This is a genomic window from Pseudomonas sp. MYb327 (assembly GCF_040438925.1).
GTDB lineage: Bacteria > Pseudomonadota > Gammaproteobacteria > Pseudomonadales > Pseudomonadaceae > Aquipseudomonas.
Genome location: NZ_CP159258.1, coordinates 3042177 through 3057178, shown reverse-complemented (window position 1 = coordinate 3057178; position 15002 = coordinate 3042177). Strand labels below are relative to the sequence as shown.

General features: G+C 55.9%; 19 protein-coding genes, 1 tRNA gene and 1 pseudogene. 13 read left to right on the top strand and 8 right to left on the bottom strand.

Features of this window, described 5'->3' with window-relative positions; all coding sequences use genetic code 11:
* Positions 1-8: 8 nt before the first annotated feature.
* Positions 9-1037, top strand: a complete 1029-nt coding sequence (locus ABVN21_RS13725; RefSeq protein ID WP_339553287.1) for a nucleoside hydrolase — start codon at positions 9-11, stop codon at positions 1035-1037.
* Between the two features lie 3 nt (positions 1038-1040).
* On the opposite strand, the gene ABVN21_RS13720 is transcribed toward ABVN21_RS13725, so the two are convergent.
* On the bottom strand, positions 1041-1250 hold the full coding sequence (locus ABVN21_RS13720; protein WP_339553288.1) for a hypothetical protein: 210 nt from the start codon (positions 1248-1250) through the stop codon (positions 1041-1043).
* Positions 1251-1384: 134 nt separating this feature from the next.
* Between ABVN21_RS13720 and ABVN21_RS13715 the strand changes: the two genes are divergently transcribed.
* Positions 1385-1690, top strand: coding sequence for a hypothetical protein (locus ABVN21_RS13715; protein WP_339553289.1), 306 nt, complete (start codon positions 1385-1387; stop codon positions 1688-1690).
* Between the two features lie 169 nt (positions 1691-1859).
* Positions 1860-2180: an I78 family peptidase inhibitor gene (locus tag ABVN21_RS13710; RefSeq protein WP_339553290.1), complete on the top strand. Its 321-nt coding sequence runs from the start codon at positions 1860-1862 to the stop codon at positions 2178-2180.
* Between the two features lie 71 nt (positions 2181-2251).
* Here the strand turns inward: ABVN21_RS13710 and ABVN21_RS13705 are convergent, their stop codons facing one another.
* Together ABVN21_RS13705 and ABVN21_RS13700 are read right to left on the bottom strand one after the other, a co-directional pair.
* Entirely contained in the window at positions 2252-2464 is a 213-nt protein-coding gene (locus ABVN21_RS13705; RefSeq protein WP_003179963.1) for a cold-shock protein, read from the bottom strand.
* 292 nt (positions 2465-2756) lie between these two features.
* Positions 2757-3059 carry a hypothetical protein gene (locus ABVN21_RS13700; protein ID WP_339553291.1) on the bottom strand — a complete coding sequence of 101 codons (303 nt, stop codon included), beginning with the start codon at positions 3057-3059 and terminating at the stop codon, positions 2757-2759.
* A gap of 374 nt (positions 3060-3433) precedes the next feature.
* Between ABVN21_RS13700 and thrS the strand changes: the two genes are divergently transcribed.
* From thrS to ABVN21_RS13655, 9 genes are all read left to right on the top strand, one after another.
* Complete coding sequence (gene thrS, locus ABVN21_RS13695) at positions 3434-5356, top strand: threonine--tRNA ligase (RefSeq protein WP_339553292.1); 1923 nt, start codon at positions 3434-3436, stop codon at positions 5354-5356.
* Complete coding sequence (infC, locus tag ABVN21_RS13690) at positions 5356-5907, top strand: translation initiation factor IF-3 (protein WP_172668659.1); 552 nt, start codon at positions 5356-5358, stop codon at positions 5905-5907. The genes thrS and infC overlap by 1 nt, the downstream gene beginning before the upstream one ends.
* A 60-nt stretch (positions 5908-5967) precedes the next feature.
* Complete coding sequence (rpmI, locus tag ABVN21_RS13685; RefSeq protein ID WP_002553160.1) at positions 5968-6162, top strand: 50S ribosomal protein L35; 195 nt, start codon at positions 5968-5970, stop codon at positions 6160-6162.
* A gap of 28 nt (positions 6163-6190) precedes the next feature.
* Positions 6191-6547 (top strand): 50S ribosomal protein L20, encoded by a 357-nt coding sequence (rplT, locus tag ABVN21_RS13680; protein ID WP_007905879.1) that lies wholly within the window; start codon positions 6191-6193, stop codon positions 6545-6547.
* A gap of 109 nt (positions 6548-6656) precedes the next feature.
* Positions 6657-7673, top strand: a complete 1017-nt coding sequence (pheS, locus tag ABVN21_RS13675) for a phenylalanine--tRNA ligase subunit alpha (RefSeq protein ID WP_090318844.1) — start codon at positions 6657-6659, stop codon at positions 7671-7673.
* Between the two features lie 26 nt (positions 7674-7699).
* Positions 7700-10081 (top strand): phenylalanine--tRNA ligase subunit beta, encoded by a 2382-nt coding sequence (pheT, locus tag ABVN21_RS13670; protein ID WP_339553293.1) that lies wholly within the window; start codon positions 7700-7702, stop codon positions 10079-10081.
* A gap of 3 nt (positions 10082-10084) precedes the next feature.
* Entirely contained in the window at positions 10085-10387 is a 303-nt protein-coding gene (gene ihfA, locus ABVN21_RS13665) for an integration host factor subunit alpha (RefSeq protein ID WP_002553164.1), read from the top strand.
* Complete coding sequence (locus ABVN21_RS13660) at positions 10368-10724, top strand: MerR family transcriptional regulator (protein ID WP_003179985.1); 357 nt, start codon at positions 10368-10370, stop codon at positions 10722-10724. The genes ihfA and ABVN21_RS13660 overlap by 20 nt, the downstream gene beginning before the upstream one ends.
* An 89-nt stretch (positions 10725-10813) precedes the next feature.
* Positions 10814-10890: transfer RNA gene (locus tag ABVN21_RS13655), tRNA-Pro, on the top strand.
* 838 nt (positions 10891-11728) lie between these two features.
* Here the strand turns inward: ABVN21_RS13655 and ABVN21_RS13650 are convergent.
* Entirely contained in the window at positions 11729-11935 is a 207-nt protein-coding gene (locus ABVN21_RS13650) for a hypothetical protein (protein WP_339553294.1), read from the bottom strand.
* A 166-nt stretch (positions 11936-12101) separates the two neighbouring features.
* Here ABVN21_RS13650 and ABVN21_RS13645 point away from each other — a divergent pair.
* Positions 12102-12346 (top strand): annotated as a pseudogene (locus tag ABVN21_RS13645) (RtcB family protein); the annotation flags it as partial.
* Positions 12347-12368: 22 nt separating this feature from the next.
* On the opposite strand, the gene ABVN21_RS13640 reads toward ABVN21_RS13645, so the two are convergent.
* From ABVN21_RS13640 to ABVN21_RS13625, 4 genes are all read right to left on the bottom strand, one after another.
* Positions 12369-12797, bottom strand: coding sequence for a hypothetical protein (locus ABVN21_RS13640; protein WP_339553295.1), 429 nt, complete (start codon positions 12795-12797; stop codon positions 12369-12371).
* A gap of 123 nt (positions 12798-12920) precedes the next feature.
* Positions 12921-13334 (bottom strand): VOC family protein, encoded by a 414-nt coding sequence (locus tag ABVN21_RS13635; RefSeq protein WP_339553296.1) that lies wholly within the window; start codon positions 13332-13334, stop codon positions 12921-12923.
* A 91-nt stretch (positions 13335-13425) separates the two neighbouring features.
* Positions 13426-14085, bottom strand: a complete 660-nt coding sequence (locus ABVN21_RS13630) for a TetR/AcrR family transcriptional regulator (RefSeq protein WP_339553297.1) — start codon at positions 14083-14085, stop codon at positions 13426-13428.
* A complete protein-coding gene (locus ABVN21_RS13625; RefSeq protein ID WP_339553298.1) occupies positions 14072-14923 on the bottom strand; it encodes a 3-hydroxybutyryl-CoA dehydrogenase in 852 nt (283 codons plus the stop codon). The genes ABVN21_RS13630 and ABVN21_RS13625 overlap by 14 nt, the downstream gene beginning before the upstream one ends.
* Positions 14924-15002: the final 79 nt, after the last annotated feature.

Genomic DNA, 15002 nt, shown 5'->3' with positions numbered 1-15002 from the left:
AGTGCGCCATGTACCGCTATGCTCAAAAACTGCACCAATTGCTCTGGAGTCTGCTGCTTTTGTCCGTGATTACCGTAACCGGCGTCCAGGCGGCGGAAAAGATCGACTTGATCATTGACACCGACCCCGGTGCCGACGACGTGGTTGCCTTGCTGTTTGCGATGGCATCGCCGGAAGAACTCAATATCCGCGCGTTGACCACTGTCGCTGGCAACGTGCGTCTGGACAAAACCTCGCGTAACGCACGACTGGTTCGGGAGTGGGCAGGGCGCGAAGAAGTGCCGGTCTACGCCGGGGCGCCAAGGCCGCTGACGCGCACGCCGATTTATGCCGAAGACATCCATGGTGAGGAAGGCCTTTCAGGTGTCACCGTGCATGAACCGAAGAAAGGTTTGGCCGAGGGCAGCGCGATTGACTACCTGATCGACACGCTAAAGGCCGCCAAGCCCCACAGCATCACCATTGCCATGCTGGGCCCGCAGACCAACCTGGCGCTGGCGCTGATTCAGGAGCCGGACATCGTCAAAGGCATCAAGGAAGTCGTGGTGATGGGCGGCGCGCACTTCAATGGCGGCAACATCACGCCGGTGGCGGAGTTCAACTTGTTCGCTGATCCGCAGGCTGCCGAAGTGGTACTCAACAGTGGTGTGAAACTGACCTACCTTCCGCTGGACGTGACCCACAAAATCCTCACCAGTGACGCTCGTCTGAAGCAGATTGCTGCACTCGACAACAACGCCAGCAAACTGGTGAGCAGCATTCTGAATGAGTACATCAAAGGGGATATGGAGCACTACGGCATTTCAGGTGGTCCGGTGCACGATGCTACCGTCATCGCTTACCTGCTCAAGCCGGAGTTGTTCAGCGGGCGTTCGGTCGGTGTGGTGATCGACAGTCGCGAAGGCCCGACCTTTGGTCAAACCATTGTCGACTGGTATGACCGCCTCAAGGCACCGAAGAATGCGTTCTGGGTTGAGAATGGTGATGCCCAGGGCTTCTTCGATCTGCTCACCGAGCGGCTGGGGCGCTTGAAGTAAGCCTTACGCGCGTTCGGAGTGCCCGGCGACAAAATTGATCGGGTATTTCTCGAAAATCTGCTCAATGAAGGACTGGGCAGCTTCTGTGCCCAGCTCCTTGACCAGTAAATCGATACTGATGATGGCCAACTCTTCCGGGCTGCCGGGACTATAAGAGCTGTGGCCCTCTGACCATTTGGCTTTGATGGTGGCGTCGATGCTTATGGTGGTCATGGTGGCGCTCGTGCAGTCGAGGGAAGTCTGAGTGCCGAGTTAAGCATTTTGCGGGCCTTTTGGCACTCCGACTTAGGCATGATTTGGGGGGCTATGCGACACTTGGTCTTTGATGACTTTTCAAGGACTGCGCTGTGCAGATCGATCTGAACACTCCTGACGGCTTGACCCTTGATGCTGTTCGTCAGTTGCTGGCTGCTGCCAGTGACAGTGAACACACCCAGCTGCGGGTGACCAAGGGTGGTATCGCCTATATTTCATCGGGCGTCGTGGGCGGCACTGATATCGATGGCTTGCTGTTTCGTCTGGAGACGTGGGCGAAGGGTTCAGGCTATGTGGGACGGGTCGCCGCCAGTGACGAAGTCTGGGTGATGCAGATTTTCAATGCCCTGAAGGATAACTGGCCAAAGCCGGCTTTCGACTACATTGATGTCTATTGAGTGCGGCTCATATTCAGTCACGATTGAAGTGTGAGGGGGAAGGCGATTCTCGGGCAAACTTGCCGTTTGTCCGCAGCCGGGGGTTCAGGTTGCCAGGTCGCGCCTTGAAACCAAACGCCGAATTGGCGGTCGCACGATTTCAGCTTAACTATCGAAAAAAGGAGGCTTCATGCCTTGGAAGCTCGCGTCATTGGGTACTTTGATGGCTGTTGCCATGCTGGCCGGTTGCAGCACTGCCACCACTGAGTCGGCAACTGACCCTGTAACGACGACTGACACAGGTCACAGCCGTTGTGAGGCCAAAGCGGCCGAATTTACCGTTGGCAAACAGGCTTCGCCCGAACTGCTGGAGCAGGCGCGTACGCGTGCAGGCGCGCAAAACGCTCGGTTCCTGCAACCTAACGACATGGTGACGCTGGAGTATCGCTCCGATCGCCTGAATCTGAACACTGACGCCAATCGAGTCGTTACTCGCGTCAACTGCGGCTGATTGTTCAGGTTTTTGTGTCACCCATAAAAAACCCCGTCACATGGACGGGGTTTTTTTAGTGCGCCTGGAAATTACTCTGGGCGAACTTGAGCAGCTTGCATACCCTTTTGGCCTTTCTCAGCCACGAAGGAAACGGTTTGGCCTTCTTTCAGGCTTTTGAAACCGTCGCTTTCGATAGCTTTGAAGTGTACGAACAGGTCGTCACCGCCACCTTGAGGAGTGATGAAGCCGAAGCCTTTTTCATCGTTGAACCATTTAACGGTGCCGGTTTGGCGATTAGACATGGTGTATCTCCAAGAAACATATATTTTCAGTAGTACTGTGCTGCTCAGGCCAACTGGGCACACCCGGGTATCATAGTCGAAATGTTCGCTTTGGGAGCCCCCCGCAGGTGCTGTTTGCCCTACAGTCGCACATTCTTTGTTGCTCGATATGGCTGAAAGCCCCGTTTTAAAAGGCTTTCAGCCGAAAGTAAAGACGATAAAAAAAGCTGTAAAACCTGCATAAATTGTACGAAAGGGCCTGATTGGGCGTCTTTTTATCGACAAATCATGGTTCGAAAGCACTGGAATGGGGTCATTTCGCCTCTTTATTGGAGGCCTTGCATTTTGCAATTTTGCCCAGGGCCTCTTTCTTCAATGCGTCACTTGCAGTGTTGTTCATCAAGGCTGAAATATCGCCGGCCGGGTACGACTTGATAGCGTCGGCGCCACAGGCGCAGTGGGATTTCGCGGCTGGCGTGCCGATCTTCTCCGCGGCCGCCGGAACGCACTGCGCCATGTATTTCTCCCGTTCGCCCTTGGGCCATTCTGCATGGGCGGCCAGGGGCAGCAGTAGAACGACTGGGGCGATGACTGCGAATAAACGGTTCTGACGCATGCTGGGATGCTCCTTGTGGGTCAATGTCTTGTTATCTGAGGGGTAAAGCGCGGTTCAAGTTCAGCACTCTGGCATAAAACGGCGGATTTTCCCCGCCAGAAAACCTCTTCACCGCCAGGACCATTCATCTGTGCTAGCATGCCTCGCTCGGGCGTTTGCAGGCTCCGGTCGACCTTCAGTCCCGGTCGCGGCAACTGTTCGAATTAACCCTGATTTGAATCCCAGTCACTCTGGTTCGGTTTTCCGGTTGGCCGCAAGGCTCCTGCCGCTGTAAGGCAGGCGTTCGTCATTGAATGGCCTGGATCGGATCTTGTACTGGCTCATCCCAACCCACGTGACCTTTGGTAGGGGTCACCACTAGGAGAGGAGGCGCCATGCCAACTATTACTCTTCCCGACGGCAGTCAACGTTCATTCGATCACCCGGTTTCCATTGCCGAGGTCGCCGCATCCATTGGTGCCGGCCTGGCCAAGGCAACTGTAGCCGGCAAGGTCAATGGCAAGCTGGCTGACGCCGGTGATATCATCGACAGCGACGCTACGCTGCAAATCATTACGCCAAAGGATGAAGAGGGGCTGGAGATCATTCGCCACTCTTGCGCCCACCTGGTCGGCCATGCGGTCAAGCAGTTGTACCCATCGGCCAAAATGGTCATCGGTCCGGTCATCGACGAAGGTTTCTATTACGATATCGCCTTCGAGCGTCCTTTCACTCCGGACGACCTGGCGGCCATCGAACAGCGCATGCAACAGCTGATCGAGAAAGATTACGACGTGATCAAGAAAGTCACTCCGCGCGCCGAAGTGATCGAAGTGTTCAAGGCTCGTGGCGAAGACTACAAGCTGCGCCTGGTCGAGGATATGCCGAACGAACAGGCCATGGGCCTGTACTATCACGAAGAATACGTAGACATGTGCCGCGGTCCGCACGTGCCGAACACTCGCTTCCTGAAATCCTTCAAGCTGACCAAGTTGTCCGGCGCCTACTGGCGTGGCGATGCCAAGAACGAGCAATTGCAGCGCGTTTACGGCACTGCATGGGCCGATAAGAAGCAATTGGCGGCTTATATTCAGCGTATCGAAGAAGCTGAAAAGCGTGATCACCGCAAAATCGGCAAGCGTCTGGGCCTGTTCCACACCCAGGAAGAGTCGCCGGGCATGGTGTTCTGGCACCCGAACGGCTGGACCCTGTACCAGGTGCTTGAGCAATACATGCGCAAAGTACAACGCGACCATGGCTACGTGGAGATCAAGACACCTCAGGTCGTCGACCGAAGCCTGTGGGAGAAATCCGGGCACTGGGCCAACTACGCCGACAACATGTTTACCACTCAGTCGGAAAACCGCGATTACGCCATCAAGCCAATGAATTGCCCTTGCCACGTGCAGGTGTTCAACCAGGGCCTGAAAAGCTACCGCGAATTGCCAATGCGTCTGGCCGAATTCGGTGCTTGCCACCGTAACGAGCCATCGGGTGCCTTGCACGGCATCATGCGCGTGCGTGCATTCACTCAGGATGATGCTCACATCTTCTGTACTGAAGAGCAGATGCAGGCCGAATCCGCTGCGTTCATCAAGCTGACCATGGACGTCTACGCCGACTTCGGCTTCAAAGATGTCGAAATGAAGCTGTCCACTCGTCCGGAAAAACGCGTCGGTTCCGACGAGTTGTGGGATCGCGCTGAAGCCGCATTGGCTGCAGCCCTTGATAGCGCTGGCCTGCCGTACGATTTGCAGCCGGGCGAAGGTGCTTTCTACGGGCCGAAGATCGAGTTCTCGCTGAAAGATTGCCTCGGACGAGTCTGGCAGTGTGGTACTCTGCAGCTCGATTTTAACCTGCCTGTCCGTTTGGGAGCCGAATACGTCTCCGAAGACAACAGTCGCAAGCACCCGGTGATGTTGCACCGGGCGATCCTTGGATCCTTCGAGCGTTTCGTCGGGATTCTGATCGAGCACTACGAGGGTGCATTCCCGGCGTGGCTGGCTCCGACCCAGGCAGTGGTGATGAATATCACTGATAAACAGGCAGATTTTGCGGCTGAGGTTGAAAAAACTCTCAACGAAAGCGGATTTCGTGCCAAGTCTGACTTGAGAAATGAAAAGATCGGCTTTAAAATCCGGGAGCATACTTTGCTCAAGGTTCCTTATCTCTTGGTTATCGGAGATCGGGAAGTCGAGATGCAGACTGTCGCTGTGCGTACTCGTGAAGGTGCTGACCTGGGCTCGATGCCCGTCGCCCAGTTCGCTGAGTTTCTCGCGCAAGCGGTTTCCCGGCGTGGTCGCCCAGATTCGGAGTAATTATTATTAAGCGTGAAATGAGACAAGATAAACGAGCTGCACCGAAAGCCCCGATCAACGAGAATATCTCGGCACGCGAGGTTCGGTTAATTGGTGCTGAAGGTGAACAGCTTGGGATTGTGTCAATTGAAGACGCGCTTCTTAAGGCTGAAGAGGCCAAGCTGGATCTGGTGGAGATTTCCGCCGATGCAGTACCCCCTGTTTGCAAACTGATGGACTACGGCAAATCGATCTTCGAAAAGAAGAAGCAGGTTGCTGCGGCCAAGAAAAACCAGAAGCAAATCCAGGTTAAAGAAATCAAGTTTCGTCCAGGGACGGAGGAAGGGGATTACCAGGTAAAACTGCGCAACCTGGTACGTTTCCTGAGTGACGGGGACAGGGCCAAGGTATCCTTGCGATTCCGCGGCCGTGAGATGGCCCACCAGGAGCTGGGGATGGAACTCCTCAAGCGAGTTGAAGGTGACTTGCTCGAGTACGGTTCGGTCGAACAGCATCCTAAGATGGAAGGACGCCAGCTGATCATGGTCATCGCCCCGAAAAAGAAGAAGTAATCAACAGGGCACGGCAGGCCTTCTGATTATGTTTATCAACTGAATGCGGAGTATCCGAACATGCCAAAAATGAAAACCAAAAGTGGTGCTGCTAAGCGGTTTCTGAAAACTGCTAACGGTATCAAGCACAAGCACGCTTTCAAGAGCCACATCCTGACCAAAATGTCGACCAAGCGTAAGCGTCAACTGCGCGGTAGCAGCTTGCTGCATCCGTCTGACGTGGCAAAAGTCGAGCGCATGCTGCGCCTTCGTTAATTTTAGTCAAGAATAGAGGAAGTAACTCATGGCTCGTGTAAAGCGTGGCGTCATTGCCCGTAAGCGTCACAAAAAAATTCTGAAACTTGCTAAAGGCTACTACGGCGCTCGCTCGCGCGTATTCCGTGTTGCCAAGCAAGCGGTAATCAAGGCAGGCCAATACGCCTACCGTGACCGTCGTCAGAAAAAACGTCAGTTCCGCGCTCTGTGGATCGCTCGTATCAACGCTGGTGCTCGTATCAACGGTCTGTCCTACAGCCGTTTCATCGCCGGCCTGAAAAAAGCGTCCATCGAGATCGACCGTAAGGTTCTGGCTGATCTGGCAGTGAACGAAAAAGCGGCGTTTGCTGCGATTGTCGAGAAAGCTAAAGCCACCTTGGCTTAAGTACCCCCGACAGTCACCCGGCTTCACCTCTGTGGGGCCAGGTGTTAAACGTCATAAATAGGGGAAGAGCCTTCAAGCTCTTCCCCTATTTTGTATCTGGAGTCTGTACATGGAAAACCTGGATGCGCTCGTCTCTCAAGCCCTAGAGGCTGTGCAAAGCGCTGAAGATATCAATGCCCTGGAGCAAATCCGGGTTCACTACCTTGGCAAGAAGGGTGAATTGACTCAGGTGATGAAGACCCTGGGGAATTTGCCGGCAGAAGAGCGTCCGCAAGTCGGTGCGCTGATCAACGTTGCCAAGGAGCGTGTCACAGACGTTCTCAATGCGCGCAAGGCATTGTTTGAAGAGGCCGACCTGGCTGCCAAACTCGCTGCCGAGTCCATTGACGTGACCCTGCCTGGCCGTGGTCAGACCTCCGGTGGTCTGCATCCGGTTACCCGCACTCTGGAACGCATCGAACAGTTCTTCACCCACATCGGCTACGGCATCGCCGAAGGCCCCGAGGTCGAAGACGACTATCACAACTTCGAGGCGCTCAACATCCCAGGCCATCACCCGGCCCGGTCGATGCATGACACCTTCTATTTTAACGCCAACATGTTGCTGCGCACCCACACCTCGCCGGTACAGGTCCGCACCATGGAATCGAAACAGCCGCCGATCCGCATCGTCTGCCCGGGCCGTGTGTACCGTAGCGACTCGGATATCACCCACTCGCCGATGTTCCACCAGGTCGAAGGCCTGCTGGTCGATCGCGACATTAACTTCGCCGACCTCAAAGGCACCATCGAAGAATTCCTGCGCGTGTTCTTCGAAAAAGAACTGGCCGTGCGTTTCCGTCCTTCGTACTTCCCGTTCACCGAGCCATCCGCTGAAGTCGACATGGAGTGCGTGATGTGCAGCGGTAAAGGCTGCCGCGTCTGCAAGCAGACTGGCTGGCTGGAAGTGATGGGCTGCGGCATGGTTCACCCGAACGTGCTGCGCATGTCCGGGATCGACCCGGAAGAGTTCTCGGGCTTTGCCTTCGGCATGGGCGTTGAACGTCTGGCCATGCTGCGTTACGGCGTGAACGACTTGCGTCTGTTCTTCGACAACGACTTGCGGTTCCTCGCGCAATTTCGCTAGTCGTAACGAATTCTTAGGAGAGCAGGATGAAATTCAGTGAACAATGGCTGCGTGGCTGGGTTAGCCCGCAGGTAAGTCGCGACGAGCTGGTTGCTCGTCTGTCGATGGCCGGTCTTGAGGTCGATAGCGTTACGCCGGCCGCCGGTGTATTCAGCGGCGTGATCGTGGGTGAGGTGCTGAGCACCGAGCAGCACCCGGACGCTGATAAATTGCGTGTTTGCCAAGTCAGCAACGGCTCGGAGACTTTCCAGGTCGTCTGCGGCGCGCCAAACGTGCGCCCGGGCCTGAAGATCCCGTTCGCCACCATCGGTGCCGAGCTGCCTGGCGACTTCAAAATCAAGAAAGCCAAGCTGCGTGGTGTCGAGTCCAACGGCATGCTGTGCTCGCAAGCTGAGCTGCAAGTAGGCGAGGGCAACGATGGTCTGATGGAGCTGCCGGCCGATGCGCCAGTGGGTCAGGACATTCGTGAGTACCTGAATCTGGACGACGCCAGCATCGAGGTCGACCTGACCCCGAACCGCGGTGACTGCCTGTCCCTGGCCGGACTGGCCCGTGAAGTCGGCGCGCTGTATGCCGCCAAAGTCACGCGTCCAGTGGTTGCCAGCGTTCCGGCTGTCCACGACGAAGTGCGTTCGATTGAAGTGCTGGCACCGGCTGCCTGCCCGCGTTACCTCGGTCGTGTGATTCGCAACGTCGATCTGTCCAAGCCTACGCCGCTGTGGATGGTAGAGCGCCTGCGTCGCGCTGATGTGCGCAGCATCGATGCTGCCGTCGACATCACTAACTACGTTATGTTGGAGCTGGGCCAACCGCTGCACGCTTTCGATCTTGCCGAAATCAATGGCGGCATTCGCGTACGCATGGCAGAAGAAGGCGAGAAACTGGTGCTACTCGATGGTCAGGAAGTCAGCCTGCGTAGCGATACGTTGGTGATTGCCGACCACACCCGCGCCTTGGCAATCGCCGGCGTCATGGGTGGCGAGCACAGCGGCGTCAACACCGCGACCACTCGCGATATCTTCCTGGAAAGCGCGTTTTTCGATCAGATAGCCGTCGCTGGCAAGGCCCGCTCCTATGGCCTGCACACCGATGCATCGCATCGCTACGAGCGTGGCGTGGACTGGCAGCTCGCCCGTGAAGCCATGGAGCGCGCCACTGGACTGCTGCTGGAAATCACCGGTGGTGAAGCGGGCCCGATTATCGAAACTGTGAGCGAGCAGCACCTGCCGTCGATCGCGCCGGTGACCCTTCGGGCTCAACGCATTACCCAGATGCTCGGTATGGAAATGGACTCGGCTGAAGTTGAGCGTCTGCTCAGCGCTCTGGGCCTGACCATTACCGCTGACGGGGCAGGGCAGTGGCGCGTAGAAGTGCCAAGCCATCGCTTTGACATCAGCCTGGAAGTCGATCTGATCGAAGAGCTGGCACGTCTGTACGGCTACAACCGGCTGCCGGTTCGTTACCCGCAAGCGCGCCTGGCTCCGCAAGCCAAGGCCGAAGCCCGTAGCGACCTGCCTGAACTGCGCCGTTTGTTGGTCGCTCGTGGTTATCAGGAGGCGATCACCTACAGCTTCATCGATCCGAAACAGTTCGAGCTGTTTAATCCGGGTGTAGAGCCGTTGTTGCTGGCTAACCCTATTTCCAACGACATGGCGGCCATGCGTTCGTCGCTGTGGCCAGGTCTGGTCAAGGCGCTTCAACACAACCTGAACCGTCAACAAGACCGCGTGCGTTTGTTCGAAAGCGGTCTGCGTTTCGTTGGTCAGCTCGAAGGCTTGAAACAGGAGCCGATGCTGGCCGGTGTGGTTTGCGGTAGCCGTCTTCCGGAAGGCTGGGCGCAAGGTCGCGACACCGTGGATTTCTTCGACGTCAAGGCTGACGTGGAAGCGGTTTTAGGCTTTGCCGGTGCACTGGACGCGTTCACTTTCGTACCGGGCAAACACCCGGCGTTGCATCCGGGTCAAACCGCGCGTATCGAGCGTGAGGGCCGTCTGGTCGGCTTCGTAGGCGCCATTCACCCTGAGCTGTCGAAAACTCTTGGGCTGGATCGGCCTGTGTTTGTTTTCGAGCTGGTATTGGCGGAAGTGGCTTCCGGCAAAATGCCTAAATTCCACGAGTTATCGCGCTTCCCTGAAGTGCGTCGTGACCTTGCACTGATTGCTCACAAAGACGTTGCAGCCACGGCTGTACTGGACGTAATCCGTGAAAATGCAGGCGAATGGCTGACAGACCTAAGGCTATTTGACGTGTATCAGGGTAAAGGCATTGATCCTGATAGAAAAAGCCTCGCAGTCGGCTTGACCTGGCAGCATCCATCGCGCACTCTTAATGACGATGAGGTGAATAATGCGACGCAAAACATCCTCACCTCGCTCGAACAAAGGTTGAACGCCACGTTAAGGAAGTGACGTATGGGGGCTTTGACGAAAGCTGAGATGGCGGAACGTCTGTATGAAGAGCTGGGCCTGAACAAGCGGGAAGCCAAGGAATTGGTTGAACTGTTTTTCGAGGAAATCAGGCACGCTCTTGAAGACAACGAACAAGTCAAATTGTCCGGTTTCGGCAATTTCGACCTTCGGGACAAACGCCAGCGGCCTGGCCGCAATCCGAAAACGGGAGAAGAAATCCCGATCACGGCTCGCCGTGTGGTCACCTTTCGTCCAGGGCAGAAGTTGAAGGCCCGAGTTGAGGCTTATGCTGGAACCAAGTCATAACGACGAGCTACCCGTCATCCCAGGCAAACGCTACTTCACCATTGGTGAAGTTAGCGAGCTGTGTGCGGTAAAACCGCATGTGCTGCGCTATTGGGAGCAGGAGTTTCCTCAACTCAACCCCGTCAAACGCCGCGGAAACCGCCGGTATTATCAGCGCCAGGATGTGCTGATGATCCGGCAGATTCGCGCGCTTCTTTACGATCAAGGATTCACCATCGGCGGCGCACGCTTGCGTTTGTCCGGTGATGAAGCCAAAGACGACACAACTCAATACAAGCAAATGATTCGCCAGATGATCGCTGAGCTCGAAGATGTTCTGGTGGTCCTCAAGAAATAAAATCCTGCTTTTAAATACTTCCAGTTTTCAAAAGCTTGCGATATATTCTTGAGCGTTCCTCGAGATGAGGAACAGGTTTCACGCCTAGTCGGGGCGTAGCGCAGTCCGGTAGCGCACTAGCATGGGGTGCTAGGGGTCGAGTGTTCGAATCACTCCGTCCCGACCATATTTCCTGAGTAAATCAGACACTTAAGCCGATCAGCTAGATCGGCTTTTTTGTGTCTGCGCAAAACTTGCGTAAAACTGGCGCAAAACTACCTGTGAGTTCACGCCGCTTTTGGCCCTTTTTCGCGCTGCCTTTGGCACCAATCCTGTCTGATATTTCTCTTCCTTTCTCAGCTTTTTCGCATGTCAGATAGTTGCCAAACGCCCTGTTTCCGGGCAATTAGGGCGTTTTCCCTCACCCGCTCCGCGACGCTAAACCCTGGAAGCTCAGTTCCGATTCTTCGTTCTTAAAGGTCACCATCTCAAATCATCGAAACCGGCTGTACGTCACGCGGGCCGTGCCTTTGAAGACAAACGGAAGCAGCGAAAGCCGGACTTCCGATTGTGCGCTAGGGAAACGGAACAGAGCGCGGGGAGTGCGCATCTATTCGAATTGATTGCTGACGGGCTGTGGGCCTTCTGAAGACCCTTTGATCACAAGGCCCAGGGGCCGATTTGGAATCAAACCATCGCGTCCAGAGCCTGACTCATACCTCCAAATTCGACGTTTTTGGGTCCAAACCGCAGTGCCAAACAGACCGCAAATTCACCCGATTTCTTGCTGGTTTGGTGACAAACCATTTTGCAGGTAGTTGGCACCGATTGAGTGCTGCTGAACCCTCGAAAGATCCGTCGGCCGCGGCTTCTAGCGGTCAGCTCGGAATCTCTTGCAAGGTCCTGGTCGGTACCAAATCCGCTGCTAACTCACACATGCACGTAAGTATATGACCCTTTTTTTCATGTCAGATTGCGCATTAATTTTTTTTCCATGCGCTCTCCGTAACGCTAACGGCACGATGTCAGAGTGAGTGGCCGATGGATGGTCCAGAAAGGCTGTCCTGCGCCCCGACAATAAAGTGCAGAGGTATGTGCTGTCGGTCATCAGGAGAGGTAACTTCGAAGCTGGCAACTATGTGTAGGTGCCGCTCTCTTGGTTCGGTCGACGCTTCTGCCTTAGCCATAACCATTCTCGCGTGGTTCGCTGCGATTTCACTGAGAGTTGACACGTTACATCTCCCGACTGACCAAGCGTTTCGCTGGAGTCCTTAAGCGTTAATATTGATTGCTGCCGCGTCAGAATTACGTCGTTCTGGGGCTGCTGAAGCGTCTTGTGCAATCGTTACGCCAAAGGCGTCAAAAATTTTGTGTTGTTTGGTTCGATGCGACGAATGGATTCAAACGACACGGCAAATGATCAAAAAGCCGTTCGACGTTGCCCTGGAGGCGGTGAACTGCCACCACAATTACGTGCAGAAGAGCGGCATTTTGGCCAGGACATTCTGGTCACCCGCAAGGACGCTGCCGTCATCGATGAAATCCCAATGGCCTATAAGGACATCGACCAGGTTATGCACGCCCAGCGCGAACTGGTGGAAGTGCTGCACACCTTGCGTCAGGTGGTGTGCGTCAAAGGTTAGGTCTAACTTCCCCGGTTCGACACTACTTGTACTTGATTACAATCCCTTTGAGTTTCCGACCCTCAATGGTTTGTACGTCGCGAGCCCATAACGGACCGTTAACGTAAGCACCCACCGCCTGGATATGGTCATAGACCACCACAACGGCGTCGCCACCCAGTTTTGCAGCCTCATCCCGCAGTTTTTCTTCTACCTCGGTAATCGGTGGGGCAGGATCGACGCTGGCGTCGATCAGGACTTCACCCAATCGAACATGCGGGCGCATGGGTTCGGTGCGCAATACGACGACTTCGCTGGGCAGCGTCGGTGCGGGGTGCTCTACGCCGACATAGGCGGTGGTCTGGGCGTCGACAGTCGCGCAGCCGCTAAGTGTTAGCAGGGTGGCCGTAAGCCCGCCAGCCAATAGTGAAAGTTTGATTCGGGTGGATAAGGACACGTGATGGGCAGGCATGGGACATTCCTTGGGACAATCCGCTGCTATTCGGGGACAGTTTGTTGACGGTAGCAGAGAGGCCGGCAGTTGCCAGAAAGCCCAGCCTTTTCAGGTCGGGCTTTTTCATGCTTTGAACGTGGTTTATTGATCCTTTTCGCAGTTGATCATCCACGACACCCCAAACCGGTCGACCAGCATGCCAAATCTTGCTGCCCAGAAAGTCTTTTCCAGAGGCATTTGCACGGTGCCATCTTCCGATAAGGCCGAGAACACCCGTTCAGCCTCGGCAATGCTGTCGACATTCAGCGAAATCGAACAGCCGCTCATATCATCAGTGGGGCGGTCAGGTGTTGTATCGGAACCCATGATCGCCTGATCGCCCACGGCCAGGCGAATGTGGATGATCAGGTTGTGCAGGTCCGCTGGCACGTGTTCGCGAGCGGGGGTTTCACCGAAGGTCAGCATGGCTTCGATGTTGCCGTTGAGGCTTTCGGCATAGAAGGTGAACGCGGCTTTGCAGTCGCCGTTGAAGATGAGGTAAGGATTGATTTTCATGGTCCGGCTCCCAGGTCATTGAAGGGACACATCGGATTGGACGCTTTGTGCAGTAGCGAATTCCGATGACATTGACCCGGCAAGCAAAGCGCTAAATCGCGACGAGAGCTTCGGTTTTTTTAGATGTTTTCCCGATAGACGACGCGAGGCTTATTGCCTCCACTGCGCGTCGTGGTGCCAGCAGGCGCTCAATGGCGCCGCTGACCATGTTTTCCAGCAACTCATCATGCTCGCGTTCATTCAGGGAATGCGCTGTCAGCCAGCTCGGCGCGCTGTTGAGCAATGCGCCGATGGCGTGTCCCGCCGCTAACTGGGCAGATTCGCTGAACCGGGAGCGGGCCCCGAGCATCACCAGCAACTTGTGTTCGTATTGCGCGCGCAACTGGTGAACACGGGTTTGTTGCTCATCGTTCAAGCAGCCGATATCGCGTTCCGCCAGGCGAAAATGCCACGGCATATCGCGATGCAGATTCAGATGCGCACGAATCAGGTTGTTGAGGCGGTCGCGTTTGGCCGGGGCCTTTTTCTCGATACGCGCCAGGGTCGCCAACAGCTCTTCGTAGAACTCTTCGATCAAGTCCAGCAGCAAGTGCTGTTTGCTCGGGTAATGGTGATACAGCGAGCCCGGGGAGAGCCCCAGGCACGTCGCGAGCTCACGCATGCCGACTTGACCGAAACCCTTGCTGGCAAACAACTCCAGCACTTTGTCCCGGTACTCGGCGAAACGCGAGCAACGCTCAGGCATAGGCATGGAAGCCACGCCCCGTTTTGCGACCCAGGTAACCGGCGGCAACCATTTCCTTGAGCAGTGGCGCCGGGCGATATTTGCTGTCGTTAAAGCCGTCGTAGAAGGCTTCCATGATCGCCAGCAAGGTGTCGAGACCGATCAGGTCCGCCAGCGCCAGCGGGCCGATCGGCTGGTTGCAGCCCAGGCGCATGCCGGCGTCGATGTCCTCGGCGCTGGCCAGGCCTTCCTGAAACACCAGCACCGCTTCGTTGATCATCGGCACCAGAATCCGGTTGACCACAAACCCGGGACGGTTGCCGGCGGTGATCGCGGTTTTACCCAGCGCGGTCGCCATGTCCAGCGCCAAAGCGTGGGTGGCGTCGCTGGTCTGCAGGCCGCGGATGACTTCGATCAAGCCCATTACTGGCACCGGGTTGAAGAAGTGCAGACCGATAAAGCGCTCATGCTGCTTGACGCTGGCGGCGAGTTGAGTGATCGACAGCGACGAGGTGTTGGAGGCAATCACGCACTCGGCGCTGACCTGCGCGGCGATCTGTTGCAGCACCCGAAGTTTCAGGTCGAGGTTTTCGGTGGCCGCTTCGATCACCAGTTGTGCATTGTGCAGGCTGCTGTAATCGGTGCTGGTGCGGATCTTGTCGAGTGCGACGAGCTTTTGCTCTGGCGTCAGCGTCTCTTTGGCGATCTGCCGATCGAGGTTTTTGCCAACGGTCGCGACGGCTTTTTGCAGCGCGCTCTCGGAGATGTCGATCAGGGTCACGTTGAAACCGGCCAGGGCACAAACTTGCGCAATGCCATTGCCCATGGTGCCGGCGCCGATCACGCCGATGTTTTGCAGATTCATCTTGCGGTCCTTACGATCAAACCTCGCGATACCTTGGCCGCCGTGGCAGCCGAAGGCGTACTATTGCCGCGAGTCTAGA

Coding starts and splice junctions, on each gene's coding strand:
- ABVN21_RS13725 (WP_339553287.1), top strand. CDS start 9: ATGTACCGCTATGCTCAAAAACTGCACCAATTGCTCTGGAGTCTGCTG.
- ABVN21_RS13720 (WP_339553288.1), bottom strand. CDS start 1,250: ATGACCACCATAAGCATCGACGCCACCATCAAAGCCAAATGGTCAGAG.
- ABVN21_RS13710 (WP_339553290.1), top strand. CDS start 1,860: ATGCCTTGGAAGCTCGCGTCATTGGGTACTTTGATGGCTGTTGCCATG.
- ABVN21_RS13705 (WP_003179963.1), bottom strand. CDS start 2,464: ATGTCTAATCGCCAAACCGGCACCGTTAAATGGTTCAACGATGAAAAA.
- ABVN21_RS13700 (WP_339553291.1), bottom strand. CDS start 3,059: ATGCGTCAGAACCGTTTATTCGCAGTCATCGCCCCAGTCGTTCTACTG.
- thrS (WP_339553292.1), top strand. CDS start 3,434: ATGCCAACTATTACTCTTCCCGACGGCAGTCAACGTTCATTCGATCAC.
- rpmI (WP_002553160.1), top strand. CDS start 5,968: ATGCCAAAAATGAAAACCAAAAGTGGTGCTGCTAAGCGGTTTCTGAAA.
- rplT (WP_007905879.1), top strand. CDS start 6,191: ATGGCTCGTGTAAAGCGTGGCGTCATTGCCCGTAAGCGTCACAAAAAA.
- pheS (WP_090318844.1), top strand. CDS start 6,657: ATGGAAAACCTGGATGCGCTCGTCTCTCAAGCCCTAGAGGCTGTGCAA.
- pheT (WP_339553293.1), top strand. CDS start 7,700: ATGAAATTCAGTGAACAATGGCTGCGTGGCTGGGTTAGCCCGCAGGTA.
- ihfA (WP_002553164.1), top strand. CDS start 10,085: ATGGGGGCTTTGACGAAAGCTGAGATGGCGGAACGTCTGTATGAAGAG.
- ABVN21_RS13660 (WP_003179985.1), top strand. CDS start 10,368: ATGCTGGAACCAAGTCATAACGACGAGCTACCCGTCATCCCAGGCAAA.
- ABVN21_RS13640 (WP_339553295.1), bottom strand. CDS start 12,797: ATGCCTGCCCATCACGTGTCCTTATCCACCCGAATCAAACTTTCACTA.
- ABVN21_RS13635 (WP_339553296.1), bottom strand. CDS start 13,334: ATGAAAATCAATCCTTACCTCATCTTCAACGGCGACTGCAAAGCCGCG.
- ABVN21_RS13630 (WP_339553297.1), bottom strand. CDS start 14,085: ATGCCTATGCCTGAGCGTTGCTCGCGTTTCGCCGAGTACCGGGACAAA.
- ABVN21_RS13625 (WP_339553298.1), bottom strand. CDS start 14,923: ATGAATCTGCAAAACATCGGCGTGATCGGCGCCGGCACCATGGGCAAT.